This window comes from Neolewinella aquimaris (assembly GCF_014197245.1).
Taxonomy (GTDB): Bacteria; Bacteroidota; Bacteroidia; order Chitinophagales; family Saprospiraceae; genus Neolewinella; species Neolewinella aquimaris.
Map to the genome: position 1 here is coordinate 120,827 of NZ_JACIFF010000003.1, position 24,721 is coordinate 145,547.

Sequence of the window (24,721 nt, forward strand, 5' to 3'; positions counted from 1 at the left end):
TCGAAGCAGCCGTACCCCTATGTCCGATTCACAGCTCTGGTTCCTGGAGAACATCAATCTCCAGTTCGTTTTTTGTCCCAAGAAGGTTGACCGGGGTGATCTGGAGACGGTGGATCACCTCTCCTTTGCCGCACACCAGTACGTGTACCTACCCGAAGAACCTGCCCAGAAGATCTACCTGATCAACGGTGGCCGCATTAAGATCGGCACCTACGGCGAAGACGGAAAGGAGATCACGAAGGCAATACTCACGACGGGCGAAGTTTTCGGTGAAATGGCCCTGATCGGTCAGGAAAGCCGGCGGGATTTTGCCTACGCCCTCGAGGACACCGACCTCTGCGTACTCGAAAAAGGGGACCTCCATAAGATGTTCCGGGAGCGGGGTGAACTGCAAACCTACTTTCTCCAACTCATCGGAAATCGTACCCTGCGCCTGGAAAAGCGCCTGGAAAACCTGATGTTCAAATCGAGCCGAACCCGAATCACGGATTTCCTCCGGGAACTGATCGACACCCGGGGACGCAAGGTAGGCTACGAGCACGAGGTCAGGAATATGCTTACCCATAAGGAGATCGCCGACCTGACCGGCACGAGCCGGCAGACCGTAAACAGCGTACTCAACGAACTCCGCCGCGACGAGGTTATTTCGTTCGACCGCAAGCGGATGCTCGTCCGCGACCTCGATCGCTTACAGTAAGCTACCGGAGAACGGAAATGTCACCCCGGTACAGGAGGGTTACCCCATCCAGAAAAACTACCTCTATGGTGTAGACAAATACGCCCGGATCAACCCGGTCGCCACTAGCCGAAAATCCATCCCACAGCAGCGTACCGTCGAGACAATTGGCCGGAATGTTGGACAATTCGTGGACTAATCCGCCCCAGCGGTTGAAAATATTGACCCGGGTAATACCCACTACGCCCTGGCAGGCGTAAATGCGGAAATCATCGTTGCGGCCATCCTGATTGGGACTGAAGACATTGGGGATGTAGACGTTCCGGTTGGCGTCTACCTCAACGTAAATATCAGCCAACGCCTCACAACCGTTCTGATTGGTGACCGTAAGGGTATAGTCCTGGCTTCTTATGGGAAACACGAAGGGATCACGAATGGTGTCGGAAGACAAAGAATCCGGTGGTGTCCACTGGTAAGTGTACATATCATTAGCAGGACTAATGAGGGGGTTCAGCTGACGGAGGCGGTCTCCGAGTTCGACCGTGATCCGTTCGGGCAGGTCGATGATGATTTCCGGAGGCTGCGGAACACTGAAGCTGTCCTGGGCGGTACAACCTACGGAGTCGTACACGGTGACCACAACTTCGCCCGCGAAGGTGGTGCCGGGCTGATCGGCTGGGAAGAGGAAGCCATCTTCATTCAACGTGAAGGTAAAGTCGCTAAGACTCGATGATTGACCACCAAAGGCCGTATCGAGGCTGATAGTGGTCGTCTCCCCGAAACAGAGGGGGGGGATGATGTCTTCTACCGTAAAGAAGATCGGGCTTGGCTCCAGAATGGTGTATTGCAGGCTGTCTTGGCAGCCCTCAACATCGGTAACGGTAACCCCGTAGGTTCCCGGAGCCAGATTATCGGCAATCTCGTCGTCGTTGTCAGTGACGTTGTCCGACCAGGTATAGGGATTGTCGCCGAGCGGGTTGTTATTAGTGCTGGCCAGGAACACGGCTAGCGTTCCGTCCTCGTCGCCCGTACAGGTAACCCGGGGCGTGGTCAATGAAGGATCGATTTGCAGCACCAGCGGGTCCGGCTCCCCCACGACAACCTGTACCGTGTCGGGCGAACAACCCCTGGTATCGGTGATCACTAGAGGATAAACACCAGCCTGCACGTTGTTGATCGTGCCGGAGGTTTCCGTTCGATCGATCCAGTCAAAGGTGTAACCCGGTGTGCCCCCGGTAACGGATACGGTGGCCGCGCCGTTGGTTTCCCCATTGCAACTGGCGTCCCGAATATCCTGGGTGACTTCGAAGTTTTCCGGACTGTCGATGGTGTCGGTAAATACCTGCGGGCAAGTACCGTCCGTGACCGTCACGGAGATCGGCCCGCGAACCAGGTCGGTCAGGGTCGAACTGGACTGATTGAGGATGGTATCGCCCGTCGACCAGTAAAAGTCGAACGTGCCGGTAGTACCGTCGGAGAAGCGGGCAGTAAAGGTGGCCGTACCATCGGCGGTCGTTTCGTCCGGGCAGCTGACGTCTTCGGTCGTGAAATCACCCGTAATGCCTACGGGGTCGTTGATGACGAAGGTGGTATCGAAGAAGGGCTGACAGGCATTCGCATCGGAAATGGTGACGCTGTAAGTGCCGGCGGCAAGGTTGTTGATGTTGTTGGATCGGGTGGGGTTGCCACTGGTGTTATTCGACCAGAGGTAGTTGTAGGTTCCATCCGAGTTGGGTGTGCCACCGGTGGGCGTGACGAAGATGCTGCCGTTATCGTCTCCGAGACAGGTCGGATCGATGGTCGTGAAGGTGTCGAGTTGGACCAGTCCGGGACTCGCTACCTGTCCGAATCCGTAGGAAATACACTCGTTCGATAGAGAAATCTCAACGACATAAGCACCCACCGTCAGATCGGCGCTGGTCGTGCGCCCGATGTCGACCTGCTCGCCGAGGGAGTTGTCGGGGTTAAGGCGGTACCAGGTGTAACCCGTGATGGTGATCGAATCACCGGGCGGGGGAGAGGCTACTACGGTCAATTGGCCGTCGCTGTCATCCGGACAGGAAACGAAGTCCGTGACGATGGGCTGAATGATCGCGGTCGGGGGAGAAAATATCTGAAAGGCAGAGGTGTCGACACAACCGTTCGCATCGGTGACGATGACCACGTAATTCGTATCGGGCTGCAGGTCACCGATGTTATTCAGGTTACTCAGGGTGGTGGAGTCGAAGGTCATGGTAGTATCCGTCGGGGAGGGGATGCTGTCGTTGACGAAGCGGAAGGTATAGGGTGCCGTTCCTCCACTTACGTTGACGGTAGCCGTTCCGGCCTGATCGGGGCAACCAACGTCGGTCGTGACCACATCGAGCTCCAGCAACTCCGGTTCACTGATGGTGACGCGTTCTTGCACCTCACACCCCTGCGGATCGCTGTCGCGCAGCACGGCGATATAGGTACCGGGGGACAGGTTTTCAAAAGTTACGCGGGAAGCATTCCCGGGAGGGACATTGGAGAAGGGTCGGGCGGTAGTCCCATCCTCGTTGAGCAGACCGGCCCGGAACGGCAGGGTAGCCGGAGATCCCGTTGCACTGCCACCGATCGAAATGCTGCCGTCCGTATCACCGAAACAGCTCACGTTTGTGGAATCGGTAGAGATCACCAGAATCTTAGCGGCCGCAACCGAGAAGGAACGGGAATTCGAGCAGCCGTTGAGGTCGGTGACGGTCACGCTGTAGTCGCCGGGGTTTAGGTTGGTACGGTTAGACTCAGCGGCAGACTCCGTAAATCCATCGGACCAGGTAAAACTGTAGTTTCCGTTGTCCCGGACTCCTCCCGACACCCGGACACGGATCGCTCCATCCTCGGAGCCGCTACACGTAGCATCGCTGGTGGTAGACTGGCTCACGTCAATAAACAGCGCATTGGGTTGGTCGAGGGTCACGCTGCTTGTGCGGGTACAACCGGAGGCGATGTCCGTCACGGTAACCGAATAAGTTCCATCCGATAGTCCCGAAATGGTGTCCGTAGCGGCTCCCGTATTCCACGCAATGCGGTAGCCCATACTATTAGGGTCGTCGACGGGAGTAGCATTTTCGGAGATGGATACCACCAGTATGCCGTTGTTGTCGCCGTTGCAGAGGGGGCGTTGTACGACCTGAATGGACGCTCCGAAGGAGACGCCCTCTACGACCTGTATTTCCTGGGTGACGTCTTCACCCAGCGCATCCGTGACGGTCACGTCGTAGAAGCCGGCAACGAGGTCGCTAAAGGTGGCCGTTCCCCCCTCGGTAGCGATCGTTTGAGTAGGGCCGTTGGTAGCGGGCGGTGGAATGGTCCGGCGGTAGGTCGCGGTGTATGGTGCCAGTCCACCATTCACGGTGATTGTGATGCTTCCGTCGTCCTCGCCGGGACAGCTCACGCTGTCTACCACCGCCGTGAAGGTGGGTGCCGCTCCGCCGGTTGTTACACAGGCACCCGTATGGGTGACGGTCATGCCGACAAAATCGCAACTCACTTGGTCGGTGATGCTGATTGCATAGTCGCCAGGCACGGGAGTCGTATAGTTCACTACGTCTCCGTGACGGTAGGCGCCGCTGGGCCGGTCCAGGGAGGCGGTTTGATTGGTTGCGGTGTTGCGAATGCTTATAGTATAGTCGCCCGTACCCCGCAGTTCGCTTATCCCGCCTTCGATACGGAAGCTGCCGGCGCAGGTCGTGCTGCTCTGGGTGGCCTCGCTGGCAGTAACGGAATTCAGGAAGCCTACGGTGAAGGTCTGGTTTAGGTCTACGACGGTACACTGGCTGGGGTCGGAACCGCCGGTAGTGCCCTCAAAACGGAATTCCTGATTGCTCGTATCGAAAGAATCGACGGTGATGGGCGCAAAGTATAGTACGGTGGGTCCACCGAAAAGGGTGGTGATTCCGTCAGTTCGGTTCCGGACAGTAAGATTGTAATCCCTGGAAAAGTAGTCTACGGGGGGCGCAATCGCCAAGTCACCATTGTACTGCGGGGTCCCCAAGTCCGGATTGCAGGGGTCGCTGTTGATGTCATTGACCAGGGGGCCAGTAGCGGAAGGCATGCAATCATATACCGCATACCCAACTCCGCCTCGGGTGGCAGGATTCGGGTCGCCACTCAGGTCTGCGCTGTTTGCCCGGTGATTTACCAACAGCTCATCACCCATGCACATCCAGATGGTGTCGGGCTTGCTAGCAAAGGCCAGCGACCCACCTGGAGCCACGCCGCTAAAACTACTGCTGCTTACGCTTACGTTCGTGAAGCCGTCAATCGTGCCCGGATTGCTGGTACAGGCGGCTTTTGCCAGGCTGGACGACTTCGTAACAACATCTCCTTTTGTCAGGGGAAACAGGTCAAATCCTTGTGCCCGCAGCCCCGCAGATCCCAGCAATAATAGACTAGCAAAGAACAAAGTGCGTGTAACCAAGCAATTACGCATACATGTGAAGTTCATAAACACGGGATAGGGTTCCCGCCCGGGACGCGCCCTGCGGGGATAACTTCGAACGAACGTTGGGCGGGTTCATTTCATTGCCCCGACAGCTATCGGGACGCCCTGCCCATTGCCGTTACGTCTAGAACATGACGCCCAGCAGGATAACAATGGAATTTACCCTGCCCTTGCTGTCGTCTTTAGCTGGACTGCGACCCGTACGGGTCAGGCTGGTCTTGTTGTCGCGGGTCAGGTCGAGGAAACCCGACTGAAAGCCGATGCCGCCCACAATGGAAGTCTGGGTTGAGACGGAATACTCTGCGCCACCCATAAAGCCCCACGACAGGTTGAGGGCGTTCACTTCCTTACCGATGCCGAAGTTCTCGTCCGAACCGATGAAACTGGCATTTTCAATGCTGCCCTTCGCATTGGTCACGATGCCCAGGTTGAGGGACGGCCGGACGAAGTAGCGCATGTATCCAAATTCACGGGTACGCATGGTCAGGCCGAGGGGAATCTCCACAAACTGAATCTTATAATCGAAGGTCTTGCCGCTTAACTGAGCGGGCGTCGGTGCGGTTACCAGCGTTTCCGCTAGCGACTCATTCCAAATGTCGACCTCCGTAAACTGCTCGTCGTACCGCAGCGCACCGCCGGATCCGAAGTGGATGTTGAGGCCGGTATGAATGCTGTAATTGTCCTGAAAATAATATTCGGCCATCAGTCCGAGCTTCAGGCCTAGGTTGGTGCCGTCGCCCTCGATGAGGTTGTTGTCGGTGCCCATATAACTGAAGGTCGGGCTGAGCTGAAAGCCAAACTGAATGGGATTGATCTGGGCAGAAGCGCTGAGCGAGCCCAACAAGAGGGCACAGGTGAGGAGTAGAGGAGATTTCATTCGGAAATAATTGGGTTCATGGATCGTTGTCAAACGAGCCGGCGGTGCCGGTGTTTAGCCAACAATGAAAGAAAGCAGACAGTTAACCCTCCTCCTCCCGATCATATTGCTGATCCTCGGGTCCTGCACCCCGGATGAGCCGCCCCCGCCCGATGTGAGCAACATCGACGTACCACTCACCGTACTGCGCTTCGACCAGGCTTTGCCGAATGTAGATACCGCGCAGCTGACCACCGAACTCCAACGATTGGATACTGAATTCGGCACCTTTACGGACGCGTTTTTCACCCACCTGGTGCCGGTGCGGCGGGGCGACTTCAGCCCGGCGGAGGGCCAGAATGTCCTGCGTGCCTACCTCGCCTACCCCCTTACCCACGTCGTCGACTCCTTGGTCCAACAGCACTTTGGGGCGGGGCCGCAGGTGCAAGCTATGGCGGAAGAGCTGCGCCAATCTCTCCGGTACTATCGCCACTACTTACCCGAAGCGCCCCTGCCGGACACCCTAGTGACCTACAGCACCCACTTCGAACTGGCCGGTTTCCTCTACGGCGACGGACAGCTGGCGGCAGGACTGGATTTCTTCCTCGGACCCGACTTCGACTACCAGCAAGTAAATCCGGAAGAGCCCATCTTCTCGGACTACCTTGCCCAGAGCTACACTCCGGCTCACTTCACCGGCAAAATGCTGCGTATCCTCATCGAGGACCACTTCCCCGCCCCCCGCAGCGGTCGCCTCATCGACTACCTGGTCTACGAAGGCAAAAAACTTTACCTGCTCGAACTCCTCCTACCGGAAACCCCGGATCACGTAGTCTACGAGGTCACCACGGACGGAATGGAATGGCTTCGCCAAAATGAAACGGAAATTTACGCCTACCTGCAGCGGGAAGATGAACTGTACGCCACCGACGTAGACAAGATCAAAAAATACACCGGCCCTGCCCCCTACTCACAGGGAATGCCCCGGGAATCCCCCGGAGGGGCCGTGAACTACCTCGGGCGACAGATTGTAGCCTCCTTTCTTGCCGCCAATCCCGAAGTGAGCATTTCGGAACTGATGACCCTTACCGACGGACAGGAGATTTTACGGCGGGCCCGCTACAAACCGAGATAGGCCCCGCGATGTTAGGCCAGTACAAACCTAATATCATGACCACCACCGCACCCCGTACCATCCCCCTCGTTGACCTCTCTCAATTCGAAAAGGGAGATAAGGCCCAACGCCAGGCATTCGTCGAGCAACTTGGCTCCGCGTTTCACAACATCGGCTTCGTGGGCGTAACCGGACACGGTATCCCGAAGGACCTGATCGACGATTTCTATAACGCCGCGAAAGAGTTTTTCGCCCTGCCCGTAGAGGTCAAGCGGAAGTACGAGGTGCCCGGAGCCGCCGGACAGCGGGGCTATACCAGCTTCGGTAAGGAGCACGCGAAGCAGTCGCAGGTAGCCGACCTCAAAGAATTTTTCCAAATCGGCCAGGAACTGGCCGACCGCAACGACAGCGCCTTCCAGGCCAACCCGGAGGTGACCGAAGTGCCCCAGTTTATGACACTGGGCAGCCAGCTCTACCGCTCATTTGAAGCCAGCGGCAGTAGCCTCCTGCGCGCCATTGCCCTCTACCTTGGTCTGGACGAGAAGTACTTCGACCAAAACATCAACGATGGCATGAGCATCCTGCGGGCCATTCACTATCCCCCCATTACGGAGGAGCCCAAGAGCGCCATCCGCGCCGAGCAACACGAGGACATTAACCTCATCACCCTCCTCGTTGGTGCCAGTGCCGGCGGACTGCAGCTCCAAACCGCCTCGGGTGAGTGGCAGGAGATCATCCCCGAAAACGACGAGATCGTCATCAACGTCGGCGATATGCTCCAGCGCCTCACTAACAACTACCTGAAGTCGACCACCCACCGCGTCGTCAATCCCCCCCGCTCCGAGTGGGACAAGCCCCGCCTCAGCATCCCCTTCTTCCTCCACCCCCGCCCCGAAACCAAGCTTGACGTACTGCCCAGCACCGTTACCGCCGACCGCCCCCAGGCCTATCCCCCCATCACCGCCGGCGAATACCTCAACGAGCGCCTCCGCGAGATCGGCCTAAAAAAGTAACTCGTCGGCCGACGCTAAGTCGTCCGCCGAGTAAGGGTTAGAATTTTCTTTTGCCTTCAGTGTCCCTAGTCGGCGAACGAGCCTCGTACCTCGGTCGGCCGACGACTAGTTCGACCGACGACAATACCGCTCCACCGCCTCCTCGATCTCCGGTACACTCACCCGCACCACCTCCCGCCCGGCCCGCTCCGCCAGCCACTCCGGCATTCCGTCACGCTTGCGCAGGGCGCCGTCGCCCTTGGGTGCCACCCATCCGTAGTGCTCGATCTCCCGGTAGCCCTTCCTCGCTTCCCCGAAGCCCCAGCGGATGCCGCCGTAGGTGGAGGCGTCGCGGCCGTCGAGACTGAACCGATCGTTGAGGTAGCAGGCAACGCCGAAGGCTTCCCGTGGGTCCGGGCGCCAGCGGATGATCTGCTTCACCCAGTACATGCGCAGGTTGTTGTTCATCCAGCCGCCGGCGAGAAATTCCTTCTGGGCGGCATTCCAGGTTTCGTCGTTGGTTTCGCCGTGGATGAGTGCTTCGAGGCTATACACGTTTTCCCGGGGATCCGATGCATGATCTTCGAGGGTTTCACGGGCCCAGTCCGGCAGGCCCGACCACTGGTTAAAATCACTTACGAACCGACAACGGTGGTGGTAGTATTCCCGCCAGGTCAGCAGCTCATCGAGGTACTTGTAGCGGGCCGCACGGTGCAGTCCTTCCTCTTTTTCAGCCTTCAGGACGGCCGCCGCCACCTCGCGCGGCGACAGCACACCGAAGTGCATCCAGGGGGAGATCTGAGTGGAAGAGTCGGGTAGGGCCGGATTGTTGCGCGTCCACTTGTAGCGGGGGATCACCTCGCGAATTGCGTAGTTCAGCCGCTCCAGCGCCACGGAGCGACCGCCGGGAAAGTCCGCGATTGGCGGGAGAGTCATGTCTACCCCGCAGTCGGCGATCAGTTCGTCCAGGCCGGCTTCGGTCAGGTCCGTCGCACCGCCGTCGCCCAGGTCCAGCTTGCCATCGAAACGCGGCGGTTCGGGATGCTGCTGGAGATCGGTATGCAGGTGTAGCTCGCGCAGTTTCGTGTGGGCCGCCCGGAAAGCCTTCGTCGTGTCGAGGTGTTCCGAAAAGGCGTTCATGGGTACGGCACAACAGGCATCAACGCCCCATACCGCTCCGTCAAAGCGTTCGGCCAGGGCATCGGCGTAGGTGCGAGTCACGAAGGTGGGCACGTCGTCGGCAATCACGGCCGCTGCCCGTTTGGCTAGTTCGGCGATAACGTCCACTTCACTTTCCCCGGAACGGCGTACCCAGCGTACGAAGCGTAGCCCCCGCTCCTCGATATCCGGACCGAGTTCCAGGCTAGCCTCCAGGATAAAACGGTGCAGGCGGTGGGAAGCATAGGGATACCGATTCTCTAGCGCGTGGACGACAACTACCGGCAACCCGAGCTCGTTGCCGAGCAGAATGGCCGTATCCAGTACGGGGTTTTCCTTAGCCCGCAGGGCCTGCATAAGCCAGCAAAGGACGTATTCTTTCCCCTCCGTTTCGATGGGGTGAGACGTGAGGGGGCGGGTGCGCAGGTGCAATATTTCCTGGGGAGTCAAGGCGTCGTGGTTTTTTTCCGGGGTGGGCGTCGGGGACCCTTACGCGAACCGTGCCTGGCGTAGACTTCCTCGGCGAGTGCCCGGGATTCCGGCAGGGTCTTGATGGCGTAGTAGTCGGCCTTCATAGCCCGGGAGTTTTCCCGCCAGTCAACGGGGGGTGTCGGATAGTCAGAAATTGGGGAGAGGTGGTGACGTAGAATAGCCTTCGGTTCCACCTCGCGCAGTTCGGGCACCCAGGCTTTAACGAAGGTGGCCTCCCTGTCGTGGTCGGCCAGTTGTTTGTCGGGGGAGTAGATACGGAGCTGGTTGATGCCGACCACCCCGGCCTGCATCTGGGTCTGGGAGATGTGGATACCCGGCTCGTAATCAGCCCAGAGGCGGGCGGTGGGGTAGAGAATCTTGCGCCAGTCGATCCGCAGGCTGTGGACGGCTACGGAGGTGATGAAGGCCCGCATCCGAAAGTTTAGGAAACCGGTGGAAGCCGCGCAGCGCATACAGGCATCTACCAGCGGCCAGCCGGTCTGGCCCGCAAGCCAGCGTTCGAGGTATTCGTCGCCGGGGGTGGGCAGTTCGGCATAGGCCGGATTGAGGGGCATGAACTCCATGCCGCTTTCGGTCTCTAATCGCTGAATGAAGTGGTCGCGCCAGTGCAACCGGCTCTTAAAGCTGCGCAGCGAATTCTTCCATGCTTTCGCTTCCTCACTGTCTGCTTCTTTCACTTCCGCCTGCCGCGCTTCGGTGGCTGCGTATACCTGCCGGGCCGTTAGCGTCCCCCACGCCAGGTGTACCGACAGGCGTGATCCGCAGGTGAAGGCTAAGTTGGGAGAGGAAATGCCACCGCTGTAGCACTGACCGCGCTCGTAGAGAAAACTTTGCAGGGTAGCTTCCGCAGCGGGTTCGCTCACCGCCTGTCGGTACTGCAACTGATCGGGCCGGAGGGGGTGACCGAAATTTTGGGGAAGCAGCGCTTCGCTCGGTAAGTTTTTTTCGCCGAAATGGTCGGAGGGGATGCTGAGTTTTTGTAGTTGTCCGGGATCCGGCACGGGTGGAATGTTGTCGGCCCGCATGAATGCTTTCCACCGCGCCGCCCGTCGGTCGCGGTCGAGGGTACCCCGGAATACCCCGGTCTGGGGAAGTTCGTGCCAGTCCACCCCGTTGGCTGCGGTCCATTCCCCGAAGGCTCGATCGCGACGGTAAGTCACCTCGGATCCGATCTCCTCATGAGAGAAAATTGCCCGAATGGCTTGCTTTTCGTGGATGTACGCCGCACCCGCGACCGCGCCCATGTGCAACACTAGCACTTCCCCGCCGTGGGGCGCCAGCCGGTTACGCAACGCGGTGAGTGCCTCGCACCAGGCAGCGACGTGGAAGGCCGACGTCTCTTCCGCCGCCAGAATGTCGGGCTCGAAGAAGAATACCGCCAGTACGCGTTCGTCCTGCGCCAGCGCAGCCGTGAGGGCCGGGTTGTCGGCGAGCCGGAAGTCTTTCTTGATCCACCACAGGGTCAGCGGACGGTTCATCGGGTGGTCGTTTGACATCTACAAGAGTAAATGCATCATTTGTGTTCCCAAGTAGCGGCGACTTGAGTCGCCACGCTGTCTGTCTGCCGGAAACAACTTTGACGGCTAGCCATATCCGTAGCGGCGACTTCAGTCGCCATGCTGCATAAATATTAGAAACAGCTTGACGGCTGAAGCCGTCGCTACTTTACTTGAGTCACCACGCTGCACGAAGGAATAAACAGCTTGACGGCTGAAGCCGTCGCTACTCGGTGGAGAGGGAATAGGGGTAAGACGTACTCGTACTGCCCCGCTCCTCATTCGGTTCGTCCGTCATCTCGAAATCCAGCGTGGCACCCTCCATCAGTGCCTCGTGGCCGATCCAGTTCTTGTTGTACGCCTCGCCGTTTAGACGCAGTTGCCGGACGTAGCGGTTCTCATCGCTGTTTTCCGGCGCATTGATGACTACCGTCTTGCCGTTTTCCAATTGCAGCGTGATCTTCCGGAACAGGGGGGCACCCAGTACGTACTCATCCGTAGCCGGCGCGACGGGATAGAAGCCCAGCGCCGAAAAGACGTACCAGGCCGATGTCTGGCCATTGTCCTCGTCGCCGCAGTAGCCGTCGGGGGTGGGTAGGTACATGCGGTTCATGGTTTCCCGCACCCAGTGCTGGGTTTTCCAGGGCTGGCCGGCGTAGTTGTAGAGGTAGATCATGTGCTGGATGGGCTGGTTGCCGTGGGCGTACTGCCCCATATCGGCGATCTGCATCTCGCGGATCTCGTGGATCACCTGGCCGTAGTAGCTTTCATCGAAGACCGGCGGCAGGGAGAACACCCGGTCGAGTTGGGCAGTAAACTCGTCCTCGCCTCCCATCAGATCGATCAGTCCCTGCACGTCGTGAAAGACCGACCAGCTGTAGTGCCAACTGTTGCCCTCCGTAAAGGCGTCGCCCCACTTGAAGGGGTTGAAGGGGGCCATGAATTGTCCGTCGCGATTCTTGCCCCGCATCAGCTTGGTTTCGGGATCGTAAAGTTTGCGGTAATTGAGGCTGCGCTGCCGGTATTTTTCCACCTCCGCGGCGGGCTTGCCTAGGGCTTTTGCGAGCCGGTAAATGGCGAAGTCGTCGTAGGCGTACTCCAGGGTACGGGCCGCGTTTTCGTTGATGCCGACGTCGTAGGGTACGTAGCCCAGCTCATTGTAGTACTCGGCGCCGGCCCGGCCCACGGCGGTCATCGGTCCTGCGTTATTCGCTCCGTGAATGAGCGCTTCGTAGAGATTTTCAATGTCGTAGTCGTAGGTGTCGCCACTCTTCAGGTAGGCCTCGGCGACCACGGAGGCGGAGTTGTTGCCCACCATCACGTTGCGCAGTCCCGGACTGGCCCACTCCGGCAACCACCCGCTTTCGGTGTAGGCATTGGAAAGCCCCTCCTGGATGTGACCGTTCAGCTCCGGGTACATCAGATTGAGGAAGGGAAAAAGGGCCCGGAAGGTGTCCCAGAAACCCGTGTCTGTAAACATATATCCCGGACGCACCTCGCCGTTGTAGGGGCTGTAGTGCACGACCTTTCCCTCCGCATCGAACTCATAAAACTTGCGCGGAAAGAGCAACGAACGATACAGGCAGCTGTAAAAGATCCTAAACTGATCGATGGTGCCGCCCTCTACCGCGATGCGACCGAGCTCTTCGTTCCAGATTTCACGCCCCGCTTCCCGTACTGCATCGAAGTCGTCGCTCCCGATCTCCTCCAGGTTCCGCTCCGCTTGTTCGTAGCTGATGAAGGAGGACGCCACCCGGGCGTTGACCTGCTCTCTCTTCGCCGTTTTGAATCCGATGACCGCGCCCGCGTGGTTCGATTCCTGCTCCAGTGCATCGGTTAGGGTGGTATCGCTGAAGGTTTTCGTCAGCCCGAAATCCTTATCGAAGATCACCACGAAGTAATTCCTAAAATTATCGGGCACGCCCCCGCTGTTTCGGGTGGTGTAGCCGATGATCTTGCGCTCCTCCGGAATGACCTTCACGTACGATCCCCGGTCGAAGGCATCGACGACCACGAAACTGCTGTCGGTCTCCGGGAAAGTAAAGCGAAAGCGCGCCGCCCGCTCCGTGGGGGTGATCTCGGTCGTAACGTCGTGGTCTGCCAGGTACACCCGGTAGTAGTGGGGTTTTACTTCCTCGGCCTTGTGCGAGAACCAGCTCTGCCGTTCCTCTTCGCGGAAGCGGAGGGTACCCGTCACCGGCATCAGCGAAAACTGCCCGTAATCGTTCATCCACGGCGACGGCTGGTGGGTCTGCTTAAAGCCGCGAATTTTGGTTGCGTCGTAGGTGTATGCCCATCCGTTGCCCATCTCGCCGGTCTGCGGCGTCCAAAAGTTCATCCCCCACGGCCGCGCGATCGCCGGGTACACGTTGCCGTTGGAAAGGCTGTAGTGGGAGTCGGTCCCCAGCAGCGGATCGGCGTAATCGACGGGATTGTCGATCTTCCCCAGTAAAGCGGTCTGACCACTAGCTGCGGTCGAGAATAGCAGTAACAGAAGGAATGGGTAAAGGGTGCCTTTCATAGTGTACGGGTGTGCCGACTAAGGTATGGTATTCAATATTTAGAGTATACCTATGAGCCGCTTGCCTTGTGGCTGTCTCGGACCGGAGGAATAGCTCGGCGCATATCTGCGAATAACTCGGCGTGCAACGCCTCGACCTAAAATCTGCGAAAATCCGCGTAATCCGTGGTGAAAAAACCTTCCGCGCAGCGGCGATCTTAAACCGTAATCCGCTTGCCCTTTACTTGTCTCGGACCAGCGGCCGCTTGACCTGAGTATCTGCAAAAATCCGCGCGATCTGCGGGAAACAAATGACCATGCGGTAAAAAGCGATGGCGCTTTCCTCATTTTTTCAAGGTCCATAGGAACATGAAATAAGGGCGGCGGAGCGCAGGAGCAAAGCAACTACTTAAAAGAGCCAGCTTAATCGGCATCGTCCCGTAAGCGGCTGAGTAATTCCACGAGTCGGTCGATGTCCTCCCGCGTAGTGGCGTAGTTGGTGATGCCGGCCCGCAGGACGTCGACGCCGCGAACGGGATAAACCGAAAGCCACGCCTCCCCCGAATCTACTACGCGCTGACATATGGCGCGAGCCTCAGTCCCATAATCGCTGCTACCGCCCGTCCGGGAGAAACAGACAACGGGGAGCGGAGTATCGTTCTCAATGGTCCAACCGTGGGCGGACAGCCGGTCGCGCAGATAATCGCCCATTTCTACGTGGTGCCGGATCGTCTTTGCGTACCCCTCCCACCCGAAGACCAGCAGCGACAGGTACATCCGCAGCCCCAGAAAGCGCCGCGACCACTGAATGGTGTGGGTATACGGGTCTACGATCGACAGCGAACTGCCCTCCCGGGGCATGTACTCGGCCGTAGTACGGAAGGTCCGATCGAGAATGGTTGGGTGGCGGGTCAGGAACATCCCCGTCCCCATGGGCACCGAGAGCCACTTGTGAATGTCGGTGGTGATGGAATCGGCCCGGTCGATCCCCCTTAGCCAGTGCCTATACGCTTCGTTGAGTACCGCCGCTCCGCCAAATGCGGCATCGACGTGTAGCCAGATTCCGTAGTGCTCGCAAAGGTCGGCGATGGCCGGTAGATCGTCGATGGATGCCGTACCCGTCGTCCCGGCGGTCGCGATGACCATTACCGGAACCCTGCCTGCTTCCACATCGCTCGCAAGGCGGTCGGTCAGGGCGGGTACCGACATCCGTAAGCCTTCGTCCGTTGGAATTTGCATCACGCTATCGAGGCCGAGTCCGGCCACCCGGGCCGCTTTGACCACGGAGTGATGGGCCTGGTCGGAGCAGTACACGACCGGCTCCGCGTCGAAAGCTTTGTATCCCCGATTGGCGTAGTCCGCAAACCGGTGGTTGATTGCGCAAAGTACCCCGGTGAGGTTGGCTTCCGCTCCCCCGCTGGTGAAGGTGCCGTCGACCGTCGCCCCGTCGTAACCGAATCGCTTGCCGTACTCCCGTACCAGGTAGCTCTCCACCTCCGCCGCAAAGGGCGAGTGGCTCCACGCCGCCAGTTGCGGATTAAAGTAGGCCGCGATGAGATCCGCCAGTATGGAGGGAAAGTTGGTGCGTGGATTGTACAGTCCGTAGTACATCGGATGCGGCACGTGCACCTGGTGCTCCAGCAGGCTGTTCACGACAAAATCAACGGCCTCCCCTGCCGGCACTGGCTTCGAGAAGTCGAATCCACCCACTATATCCCTTACCCGCTGCGGATCGAGCTCCGGCGCAACCCTTCGGTCACGCGTATGGGTATAGTAAGCTTCCAACTGCGGCAGCAGCTCGTCGAACAGCTGGCGGCGGTGATCTGGCGTGAGGTCGAAAGGGATCATTGGCAGGAGTTATCGGTCGCCAATACTACGCAATACCAGTACAATGCGGTCTCCCCCGATAGCTATCGGGGCGAAAGCACAATGCTGCCTCAGGCGGCGAAAGCACAATGCTGCCTCCGGCAGCGCCCCCCTACCTCAACTCCAACTCCCCCGCCTCATCGATCACGTACTCATAGTAAAACCACTTCTTCTTATCCGACAGCTCCTCTAGCTTAAAGGCGGTAATCAACCGCTCCCCGTCGGTCTTAAGGTAAATAGCGCCGTACACGTCAACATTGGTCCGGGCCAGTTTCCGAATGCGTTCCCTGATGGAGCGGAGCAGGTCGGCACTTCCCCCCTCACGGGCCAGCACATCGATCTCGTCATTGAGCTCCTTTACGTTGGCGGGATCTTCCAGTTCGCGGGTGGAACGTTGCAACTCCGTAGCCAGGATCACCGGCGCTGCTCCCCGACCGGCTTTGCCCAGTCGGCCCAGCAGGTCGGGGCGGGGGTGCACGTGGCCCTCCTGATCACCCGAGGAGATGACGAAACAGGCCGGATGTACCACATCCAAAAATTCGTCGGTCACCTTTTCCGAGCCGTGGTGACAAACCTTGAGTACTTCGGCGCGAAACCAGTGAGGAGTCTCCTCCATCATCCGGTCGTAATCGGGAGTGCCCCTGCGGGGAAATGCCGGCAAACCGGCGTAGCGACTAAGCAAATATTTTTCGGCGGGCACGTTCAGGTCACCGCCAAACAGGATCCGATACTTGCCAAAGTGGAGGCGCAGGATGATCGAGTGGCCGTTCTTAGTCTTGTTGTAGTTGCTACTGATTCTGCGAAGCCGCGGGAGGTTGGAAGCTCCGAACTCTACTACCGGCCCCAGTACTTCAATGCTGTAGGGGCGGTCCGGCCGCGGTGCAAACTCAGGCAGATAGGCACGGCCGTCGACGTGGATACTGTGGGCGGAATCGGTCGAGAGCATACGGATGTCGCCGATCAGGGGATTGTGCAGGGCGCTGTGCATGATGGGTGCGAAGCGGTAATTGCCGAAGGTGGAGGCATTGTCGAAGTGGCGGAGAATATCGGCACGGTCCACGGCCAGGTCTTCAATGTAGTACTGCCCGCTGCCGGGCGGGTCTTCGGTGAGCCCGCCTACTTTATCGTAGCCGCTGCCGGTGGGCCGTTCCACCAAACCGTTGTGGTAGACCGTATTGAAACCAATGCGGGAGTCACTAAAGATGGTCCTGAAACCGCGGTAATGATCGGTGTCGGGGTGGGTCATGATGGCCGCCTCGAACTGGAACCCCCGGTAGGCCCGAAAGCGGCCGTCGAGAAAGGCCCGCATGTGCGAGGAGTCACCGGCGTCGATCACGACGATCTTCTCGTCCGCGTCGCGCTCGGGAGTGATGAGTACCGCACCGTCCCCCTGCCCAACATCAAGGAAAATGATCTCGAGTGGGCGCCGGTCGGTGGTATGCTCGCGGGGGATGTAGAGGATACGGTCTTCGGTACGCGGAGCCCAGTTGATGGCCAACCATTCTGGCCCGACCGCCGGGTGGCGACGGTGATCGGCTAGCCGCAGCCAGTCGCCCCAGAGTACCTGACGGGCACGTTTGAACTGACCCTCCCCCGGATCGAAGGCATAGAGGTAAACGGAACTACCGTTCTCGCCAAGGTCGACGTAAGTATGGGCCATGTATGTACCAATTGATGAGAAAACCCACCAGAAGGTACGGGCTTTAGCGCAGGACGATCTGATGAATCAGTACGGCTACTACTCCGGCAAGCACCAGCGCAAGAATCAGAAATCGAGCGACGACATTCCACCGTCCCACCAACGGCAGACTTTCGGTAAGCAATTCCAGCTCATGGAGTCGTCCAAACGCACTCGCTTCGGCGGGTGTATCGGTAGGGATGCCTTCGGCTTCCAGCAGTGCTACGGCGCTTGGGTAGTCCGTTTCCGCCACTTCCACGATCGCACCGCGGCCGCCGAGCAGGTAGGGTCCGACGTTAAGGCCGTTTTCGTGCATGACCCGGTACGCCAATCCCTCCCTACCAAGCGACAGTTTGATCAGGGTCAGTGTCTGAAGGTCGAGAACCTCGGTTAGGTAGATAAATTTCACGCGATGAAGGGAAGGCAAAGAAATGGCAACTTGTAAGGTACGCCAACCACTTCGGACGACTGGTTACCGCGGTGCGACGGTTAGCTTCAGGCTGCGCTGCCGGTCCCCCGCGTGGATCGTGACAAAATAAACGCCGGTTGTCAATCCGAGGGAAGGCAGGTCGAGGTCGATCCGTTGTTGCTGGTCCCCGATCGGTTTCCGGAGCAGCTCCCTGCCCAGTCGATCGTACAACCGTAGTTCCGCACCGGGAAGGGGCGTACCGAGCAGCAGGGTTGTCATCCCACGGGTGGGATTGGGAAATAATTCCACCCGGGTTGTCAGTTGATCGTAGCCGCCCCACAGGGCGGTGGTGGGGCAGGCGTACGCGTAATCATTCAGGGGGGGGATGGGTCCATTACGAATGCTGTCGTTCAGGTATTCGCCGAGGGCCGGCCGTTCCCGGTCGGTACAGGGATCGATCAGGTAGGCGAGCTGGGCGGAGCGCCAGTGTCCGGTACGGAACCCCCAGAGGGTGATGCCGGTGACGGCGGGGTGGTTCCAAAGCATACCAAAGATGCGCTGGTATTCGGCCTTCTGGAAGGAATCCCTTACCGCTACGTCGTCGGTGGGGGTATAAGTATCGTCGACGTTGCCATCGATGTCCAGTTCGGTCACCTGCAGGGGTAGGCCGGTAGCGGCCAGACGGTCTACGTGGCTGCGGAGGAAGGCGGTGTGATTTTCAAAGGAGCCGCTGTCGTACTTCCGCGTGGTAAAGGCGTGGGCCTGAAATCCAAGTACATCTACCAGGTCATCGGCCATCAGAAGGTCGACGACCTCGAGGTACTTGTCCGTAATGTTTAGGAAGTTGGTGAGCACGTTGTACTCGTTGAGGACTAGTTTGGTCTCCTCACACGGGAAGTACTGGCGGGCGAGTTTAAAGGCATTCACGATCCAGTCGTATTCGCCGGGCTCGGTCCCCAATTCGGCATTCAGCGTTTTAAGTGCGTTAACGTAATCGCCACTGTTGGCGTCGGCGGAGTTGTTCGAATAGGGAGCGTTGTCGATGCCGTTGGGCGGATCGTTGATGATCTCATTGGCAACTTCCAGGTATTCCAGGGTGGCACGGGCGTCGGAGCTGCCGTCGAAGTGGTCCGCTACGGCCTGAAACCAGGCGCGGATCTTTGCGATCTTTTCCGAATCGCTCATGGGGCGTAGCCAGGTTGGTTGCTGGTTGCCCCACAGGAGGACGTGGTAGCGGAAGGGGAAGTTATTGCGCGCCGCATAGGCGCGGGCCTCGTCAATGTCGGAGAAGTCGTACACCCCCTCTACCCGTTCGACGCTCCCCCATTTACCGGCATTCTCCGGAGTAACTTGGTTGAAGTAGTGCTCGTGATCCTTCTGCTGGGCAGCACTGTAGATGGAGCCCAGGAACTTGCCCTTTCCCGTCGCGATCGGCTGCTGATCATCCGGCACGTCAAATTCATCCACGCATGGTGTGTCGTCAAGTGTGGTCATCTCGGCGTCGTCGAGGAAGAACGTGACGGCGGTTTGGCCCAGATCGAGGGCAATTCGGGTCATGGTTTCGTTCGCGGTAAAGGTCCACGACAGCTGCGTCCAAACATCCGCCGGCACGGCGGTATCGGGGCCATAAAGTGCATTGGGCTGAGTGGAGAAGCGGATATTTGCCCCCGCCTCCGCGGCTTTCCCCCAGATTGTGAAGGTGTAACTGTTTCCTACGGTAGTGGGTACGGGATCAGAAATGAGTTGCACCCTCCACTGCTCTCCCGGGAAGCCGGGACTGGAGACATACAGCGCTCGGTCGCCGCTACGTACCTCACCAGCTTCCTCGGTTGCCAGCAGGTAGTCCGCACCGTTGAGCTTGCTCCAATTGGTGAAATCATCACCGGTGCCAACTTCGAAGCCGGGATTGGAGATCAAATTCTGGGATAATAGCCCCCCCGCCGGCAGCAGTACTAAAAGGGGGAGGATAACCAATGTGTAGAGTAATTTCATAATCGGGCGTTTAAGTGTGGGAACGTGGGTAAGGCCGACACGCATATTTGACAGCGGCGGTTGATAAATGTAATTAAATATATTATCACTTGACCCCAATTGTTTCGTGTGCGACTTTTCGCTCTCCCGAAGGCCTACGTCGCACCAGTTCGTCCCAGTATTTGATCCATTACCCAACTGGTGTGCAGTGCCGATTTGCCGGTAGACGGATGAGGGATTCCGTCCAACAGTTGCCGTTTCATGTTTTCCACATGGGGTAATTGTACGGTTGCCGGGTTTTCGATCATACATTGCTCCTGCGCGCCGCCGCCCTCCAGGAATAGCGGTTGGTCTTCGAATACCGGAAAGCTAATTTTTCCGGAACTGCCAAATATCTCCACCCGGTCCGTGGCGATGGCGGAGCCGAAGTTCCAGCATCCCATTCCGGTTGCCCCGCTCCCGTGTTGCCAGCAGGCCGTGATGGCGTCTTTTGCAGCGTAGAGTCCCTGCTGGTTTAGACTGATGCCGTGAACGGTTCGGATGTCGCCGAGGAAGTAAGTAAGTAGATCGAGGCCGTGACTTGCCAGATCATCGAAGTAACCTCCCGGGGCTACGGTAGGGTCGGTCCGCCAGTTGTACTCTCCCGAGCGGTCATACTCTCCGGGGGGCTTGTTGAGTTGCCAGCTTACGTGTCGTACCGCGCCGATGGCTCCCTCGTCCAGCCACCGCTTCACCTGCACGAAACGGGGCAGCGACCGCCGGTAGTAAGCCACGAAGAGGGGGAGGTTCTTTTCCTGGAATGCAGTGGTGATCGCACGACTGTCCTCATAACTGGGGGCGAGGGGTTTTTCAATGCAGCAGGGTTTGCCGGCGGCGGCGACTTTGAGTCCGTAATAGCGATGTGTATCCGGGGGAGTGGCGATGTAGATGGCATCGATTGCCGGGTCCTGAATCAGTTCATCGGCATCGGAGTAGGTTTTTTTCACCTGGTGCCGGCGGGCGTAATCCTCTAGCTTCTCCACATCCCGGCGCATCACAGCCGCAAGTTGAAACCCTTCCGTCTGCTGGTAGGCAGGCCCGCTCTTGACCTCGGTAACGTTGCCACACCCGATGATGCCCCAGTTTACGGGAGCGGAGAAAACGCGGGAGCTGGGCATAGCCAAATGGGTTGGTGATTAACTTCCGAAGCTACGACATAGTAGCGACGGCCTTTAGCCGTCCGGCTGCTTTGTTACGGTTAGTCCAGGCAGCGTGTCGGCTGAAGCGATGTACAAGTAGCGACGGCCTTCAGCCGTCCGGCTGCTTAAGGCAGTTCATTCAGGCAGCGTGTCGGCTGAAGCGATGTACAAGTAGCGACGGCCTTCAGCCGTCCGGCTGCTTTGTTACGGGTTGTTACTTGCAGCTTGTCGGCTAAAGCGCGACGCTACTGGTGGCGACGGCCTTCAGCCGTCCGGCTGCTTAATCTCGTACCTCCTTCAACCGGAACCACCGGTACCCCAGTGAGCCTAGCCGCACCAAGTGGGTGCCGTCTTTTTCCGGGGCGAGCGCCACGACCTCCCGGAGATCGATCAGACGGCACGCGGTTTCCGGTTTCTTCTTCAGCTCCACGACCAGCGGCTCGTCGCTCAGGTTGTGCAAGATCAGGACGATCTTCCCCCGGAAGCGGTAGCGAATGCCGAGAACGGCGGGCTGACCGGTATCCACAAGTTCCCACTCGCCATAGCCGATCTCGGGGCATTCCTTGCGCAGGCGCACCATTCGCTTGGTCCAGTTGAGGAGGCTGTCGTCGCGGCGCATCTGCTCCTCGACATTGAGCAGGCGAAAGGCGTAGGGTCCCTTATCAATGAGAGGATGCACCAGATCTTTGGTGGACGCGGAACTAAAGCCAGCATTGCTGTCCTCGCTCCACTGCATCGGAGTGCGCACGGCATCGCGTTCCTTGAGACTCAGGTCGTCGCCCATTCCGAGTTCATCGCCGTAGCGCATCACCGGCGTGCCGGGCAGACTGAACATCAGGCTATAGGCTAGCTCGATCTGCGGCCGGTCGCTGAGCATCGGGGCCAGACGGCGGCGGATGCCCCGGTCGTAGAGCTGCATTTCTTTTTTCGGTCCGAAGTGCTCGAATACGAGTTGCCGTTGTTCTTCGGAAAGTCGGCCCAGATCGAGCTCATCGTGGTTGCGTAAAAAGTGGCCCCACTGTGCCATGGGTAGGTCCATTCGGGTCTGTTCGAGAGCCTTGCGCAGCGGACCGGTATCCTTACTGGCCAGGGCGTGGAAAAGGAACTGGTTGACGTAAAAGTTGAACATCATGTGCAGTCCGCCACCATCGCCGAAGTATTTTTTAGCCTGCTTCGGATCCACGTTGGCCTCCCCCAGCAGGACGGCGTCGCCGCGCCGCCACGAAAGAAACTGGCGGAGGTCTTCGAGTATCTCAAACCGGATCTTGACGTTATCCAGGCCACCCGGTACCTGAGTTTCCAGTACGAAGGGTACGGCATCTACCCGGAAACCAGCCACCCCGAGCGAGAGGTAGTACCCTACTACCCGGTGCAGTTCTTCGCGTACGGCCGGATTGCCCATGTTCAAGTCGGGCTGGAACTCGTAAAAGCGGTGGAAGTAGTACTTCTGGGCCTTACGGTCGTAAGTCCAGGTGCGTTCCTGCACGCCGGGAAAGATGATGCCCTCCTCGGCATCCTCCGGCTTCTCCTTGCTCCAGACGTACCAGTCGTGGTAGGGGTTGTCCTCCCCCTGCCGGGCCTGCTGAAACCAGGGATGCTGGTCGCTGGTGTGATTGATGACCAGGTCGATGATGACCTTCATGCCCCGGTCGTTGGCCAGGTGCATGAATTCCGCGAAGTCTCCGCCGCTGCCGTGGCGTGGATCTACCCCGTAGTAGTCGCTGATGTCGTAGCCGTTATCCCGGTTGGGGGTGGGCTGAAAGGGGGCGAGCCAGATCACGTCCACGCCTAGCCCGTGGAGGTAGTCGAGTCGCTCGCTAAGGCCGCGGAAGTCTCCCACCCCGTCGCCGTTTCCGTCCATGAAGGTTTCAAGGTCGAGGCTGTAGATGATGGCGTTTTTGTACCAGTAGTCGTCGATCATGGTCCTGTAACGAAGTTGGGCCGGTGTGGTGCACTGGGTGGTGGACATATATAAACATCCGGCACGCAATAACGATTTAACGAGCAAATACCGACCCATGCCCACCTTTGGCTACCAGATTTCCCACGAACAGTTTACGCCCCGCCGGTTGCTTGACCTGGCCAAACAAGCGGAACGTGCCGGATTTGGGGAGCTGGCGAGCTCCGATCACCTGTTTCCGTGGAGCAATGCGCAGGGGCAGTCCGGCTACGTCTGGAGCTGGCTCGGTTCTGCCCTGGAGGCTACCGGTCTTCCCTGCGGCGTGGTCAATTGTCCCTACGAACGCTACCACCCGGTCGTCATCGCCCAGGCGGTGGCCACCCTTTGCCAGATGTACCCCGGTCGCTTTTGGCCGTGCTTCGGCAGCGGAGAATTTTTGAACGAGCACATCACCGGCAACCACTGGCCCGAAAAAGCCGCCCGCAACCGCAAGTTGGCCGAGGCCGTGTCGATCATGAAGCGGCTCTGGGCCGGAGAGCGCTTCACCCACCGCGGCGAGTTCATCACCGCCGAAGAGGTGCGCCTGTTCACCCTGCCCGAGGAGACGCCACTGGCCGTCGGTGCCGCCATCACCGCCCGCACCGCGGCCGAGATCGCTCCCTGGGCCGATGCGCTCTACACCGTATGGAAGCCCCACAACAAGCTCGACGACGTCATCGATGCCTTTCGCAGCAACGGCGGCGAGGGCAAACCGCTCTACCTGAAGGTAGACCTCAGCGTGGCCCCTACGATGGAAGAAGCCCGCCGACTGGCCCACGAACAGTGGCGAACCAACATCGGTACGGGATCGGTGCACGGAGAACTGCGCACACCGGAGCAGTTCGAAGCCGCCAGCCAGTTTATCGGAGAGGAGGAGGTCGCAGCTTCGATCCGCATGACCCTCGACCCCGAGGAACACGTGGAGCTCATCAAGAAAGACTTAGCCCTCGGCTTCGATAAGATCATCTTTCACAACGTTGGCCTGAATCAGGAGTACTTCTTTGACTTTTTCGGAAAGGAGGTGCTGCCGCGGCTGTAGCGTATGGACCAAATCATTAAAAGTCTGAGCGCTCTTGATGATCGGCAAGGTAGTTTTTAATCGAATTTAATATATCATCAAACCGACCGGGCAACTCCATTAATAAATCCAAATCCCCTTTCCAGTAGCTTGGGCTTGCCGAAGTTACGGGCAGCATTTCGGACAATTTTGCGTATCGTATCGTTTCGCTGTATACTATATCTTCGACGCTTATCCATCCGTATTTATACCCAAACTTTGGTGCGATAAACTCCACTTTGACCTTCTGGTCTTTGACGTATGCATTAAGTATAAAGTGACACCGTACTTCTATGGGGTCGTTCCTCCTGAATAGTTTTCGCGCATCTTTGAACTTATTCATAATAATAGACCCTGAAACTATAAGTCTGCCCGATTCAACATCTTCGTATAGTGTACCATCCCGTTCGAACGACCCGAAGTTCATAGCAGACCATTCCCTCAATGCATTGAAGTTCGTTTTCTTTGGTAGCCCCGTTATCAGGGTATCCCCAAAATTAATCTGATTATCCGCCGAAAGGGGTAGTTTGGGATATCCACCCAAGTCGTTTATTATAATTGAAAATCTATCGGCATTATCCCGGTAGGCGTCGGCATTTATTATATCCTCTTCATACAGGCGAAGGAGGTTCTTCCGCTCTATTTCTAAGGTTTGTGCCCGTGAGAAGGAATTTACGGCTAGAATTAAACTTGCAATAGCAACTAAGTAGTTCACGAGCGATCTGTTTCCGCTAGTATAGGCCCTTCGTAATACTACAGATGTTATTTCTGGATATATAACAGAAGGTTAAAACTAATTAACAGTGCGCTAACTACCTTAGTCGGCCAACGACGCCTCGCTGCTTCCACATCAACCCTGCACCCGCGCCCCCGC

The 24,721-nt window shown here is 58.2% G+C and carries 16 protein-coding genes; 4 read left to right on the forward strand and 12 right to left on the reverse strand.

Features of this window, described 5'->3' with window-relative positions; genetic code table 11:
- Positions 1 to 19 precede the first annotated feature (19 nt).
- Positions 20 to 697: a Crp/Fnr family transcriptional regulator gene (locus GGR28_RS07205; protein ID WP_183495093.1), complete on the forward strand. Its 678-nt coding sequence runs from the start codon at positions 20 to 22 to the stop codon at positions 695 to 697.
- Position 698: 1 nt separating this feature from the next.
- Here GGR28_RS07205 and GGR28_RS07210 read toward each other — a convergent pair whose 3' ends face one another.
- The gene (locus GGR28_RS07210; protein WP_183495095.1) at positions 699 to 5,081 is read right to left on the reverse strand and encodes a T9SS type B sorting domain-containing protein; all 4,383 of its coding nucleotides are present in this window, start codon (positions 5,079 to 5,081) and stop codon (positions 699 to 701) included.
- A 184-nt stretch (positions 5,082 to 5,265) separates the two neighbouring features.
- Complete coding sequence (locus GGR28_RS07215; RefSeq protein WP_183495098.1) at positions 5,266 to 6,018, reverse strand: outer membrane beta-barrel protein; 753 nt, start codon at positions 6,016 to 6,018, stop codon at positions 5,266 to 5,268.
- A gap of 64 nt (positions 6,019 to 6,082) precedes the next feature.
- Here GGR28_RS07215 and GGR28_RS07220 point away from each other — a divergent pair, with 64 nt between their 5' ends.
- On the forward strand, positions 6,083 to 7,132 hold the full coding sequence (locus tag GGR28_RS07220) for a gliding motility protein GldB-related protein (RefSeq protein WP_183495099.1): 1,050 nt from the start codon (positions 6,083 to 6,085) through the stop codon (positions 7,130 to 7,132).
- Positions 7,133 to 7,167: 35 nt separating this feature from the next.
- Complete coding sequence (locus GGR28_RS07225) at positions 7,168 to 8,124, forward strand: isopenicillin N synthase family dioxygenase (protein ID WP_183495100.1); 957 nt, start codon at positions 7,168 to 7,170, stop codon at positions 8,122 to 8,124.
- 105 nt (positions 8,125 to 8,229) lie between these two features.
- Here the strand turns inward: GGR28_RS07225 and GGR28_RS07230 are convergent, their stop codons facing one another.
- From GGR28_RS07230 to GGR28_RS07270, 9 genes are all read right to left on the reverse strand, one after another.
- Positions 8,230 to 9,711, reverse strand: a complete 1,482-nt coding sequence (locus tag GGR28_RS07230) for a deoxyribodipyrimidine photo-lyase (protein ID WP_183495101.1) — start codon at positions 9,709 to 9,711, stop codon at positions 8,230 to 8,232.
- Entirely contained in the window at positions 9,708 to 11,249 is a 1,542-nt protein-coding gene (locus GGR28_RS07235; RefSeq protein WP_183495102.1) for an FAD-binding domain-containing protein, read from the reverse strand. The genes GGR28_RS07230 and GGR28_RS07235 overlap by 4 nt, the downstream gene beginning before the upstream one ends.
- A gap of 226 nt (positions 11,250 to 11,475) precedes the next feature.
- Entirely contained in the window at positions 11,476 to 13,770 is a 2,295-nt protein-coding gene (locus tag GGR28_RS07240; protein WP_183495103.1) for a GH92 family glycosyl hydrolase, read from the reverse strand.
- Between the two features lie 402 nt (positions 13,771 to 14,172).
- Positions 14,173 to 15,597, reverse strand: a complete 1,425-nt coding sequence (locus GGR28_RS07245; protein WP_183495104.1) for a pyridoxal phosphate-dependent decarboxylase family protein — start codon at positions 15,595 to 15,597, stop codon at positions 14,173 to 14,175.
- Positions 15,598 to 15,727: 130 nt separating this feature from the next.
- Complete coding sequence (locus GGR28_RS07250) at positions 15,728 to 17,275, reverse strand: ComEC/Rec2 family competence protein (protein ID WP_183495105.1); 1,548 nt, start codon at positions 17,273 to 17,275, stop codon at positions 15,728 to 15,730.
- 43 nt (positions 17,276 to 17,318) lie between these two features.
- A complete protein-coding gene (locus GGR28_RS07255) occupies positions 17,319 to 17,702 on the reverse strand; it encodes a hypothetical protein (protein WP_183495106.1) in 384 nt (127 codons plus the stop codon).
- Between the two features lie 63 nt (positions 17,703 to 17,765).
- Positions 17,766 to 19,694: an endo-1,4-beta-xylanase gene (locus GGR28_RS07260; protein ID WP_183495107.1), complete on the reverse strand. Its 1,929-nt coding sequence runs from the start codon at positions 19,692 to 19,694 to the stop codon at positions 17,766 to 17,768.
- Between the two features lie 134 nt (positions 19,695 to 19,828).
- Entirely contained in the window at positions 19,829 to 20,830 is a 1,002-nt protein-coding gene (locus tag GGR28_RS07265; RefSeq protein WP_183495108.1) for a Gfo/Idh/MocA family protein, read from the reverse strand.
- Between the two features lie 301 nt (positions 20,831 to 21,131).
- The gene (locus GGR28_RS07270) at positions 21,132 to 22,772 is read right to left on the reverse strand and encodes an alpha-amylase family protein (protein ID WP_183495387.1); all 1,641 of its coding nucleotides are present in this window, start codon (positions 22,770 to 22,772) and stop codon (positions 21,132 to 21,134) included.
- 97 nt (positions 22,773 to 22,869) lie between these two features.
- On the opposite strand from GGR28_RS07270, the gene GGR28_RS07275 reads away from it, so the two are divergent.
- Positions 22,870 to 23,829, forward strand: coding sequence for a TIGR03885 family FMN-dependent LLM class oxidoreductase (locus GGR28_RS07275; RefSeq protein WP_183495109.1), 960 nt, complete (start codon positions 22,870 to 22,872; stop codon positions 23,827 to 23,829).
- Between the two features lie 16 nt (positions 23,830 to 23,845).
- Here the strand turns inward: GGR28_RS07275 and GGR28_RS07280 are convergent, their stop codons facing one another.
- Entirely contained in the window at positions 23,846 to 24,562 is a 717-nt protein-coding gene (locus tag GGR28_RS07280; RefSeq protein WP_183495110.1) for a hypothetical protein, read from the reverse strand.
- Between the last annotated feature and the right edge of the window lie 159 nt (positions 24,563 to 24,721).

Coding starts and splice junctions, on each gene's coding strand:
- GGR28_RS07205 (WP_183495093.1), top strand. CDS start 20: ATGTCCGATTCACAGCTCTGGTTCCTGGAGAACATCAATCTCCAGTTC.
- GGR28_RS07215 (WP_183495098.1), bottom strand. CDS start 6,018: ATGAAATCTCCTCTACTCCTCACCTGTGCCCTCTTGTTGGGCTCGCTC.
- GGR28_RS07220 (WP_183495099.1), top strand. CDS start 6,083: ATGAAAGAAAGCAGACAGTTAACCCTCCTCCTCCCGATCATATTGCTG.
- GGR28_RS07225 (WP_183495100.1), top strand. CDS start 7,168: ATGACCACCACCGCACCCCGTACCATCCCCCTCGTTGACCTCTCTCAA.
- GGR28_RS07235 (WP_183495102.1), bottom strand. CDS start 11,249: ATGTCAAACGACCACCCGATGAACCGTCCGCTGACCCTGTGGTGGATC.
- GGR28_RS07240 (WP_183495103.1), bottom strand. CDS start 13,770: ATGAAAGGCACCCTTTACCCATTCCTTCTGTTACTGCTATTCTCGACC.
- GGR28_RS07245 (WP_183495104.1), bottom strand. CDS start 15,597: ATGATCCCTTTCGACCTCACGCCAGATCACCGCCGCCAGCTGTTCGAC.
- GGR28_RS07250 (WP_183495105.1), bottom strand. CDS start 17,275: ATGGCCCATACTTACGTCGACCTTGGCGAGAACGGTAGTTCCGTTTAC.
- GGR28_RS07260 (WP_183495107.1), bottom strand. CDS start 19,694: ATGAAATTACTCTACACATTGGTTATCCTCCCCCTTTTAGTACTGCTG.
- GGR28_RS07265 (WP_183495108.1), bottom strand. CDS start 20,830: ATGCCCAGCTCCCGCGTTTTCTCCGCTCCCGTAAACTGGGGCATCATC.
- GGR28_RS07270 (WP_183495387.1), bottom strand. CDS start 22,772: ATGATCGACGACTACTGGTACAAAAACGCCATCATCTACAGCCTCGAC.
- GGR28_RS07275 (WP_183495109.1), top strand. CDS start 22,870: ATGCCCACCTTTGGCTACCAGATTTCCCACGAACAGTTTACGCCCCGC.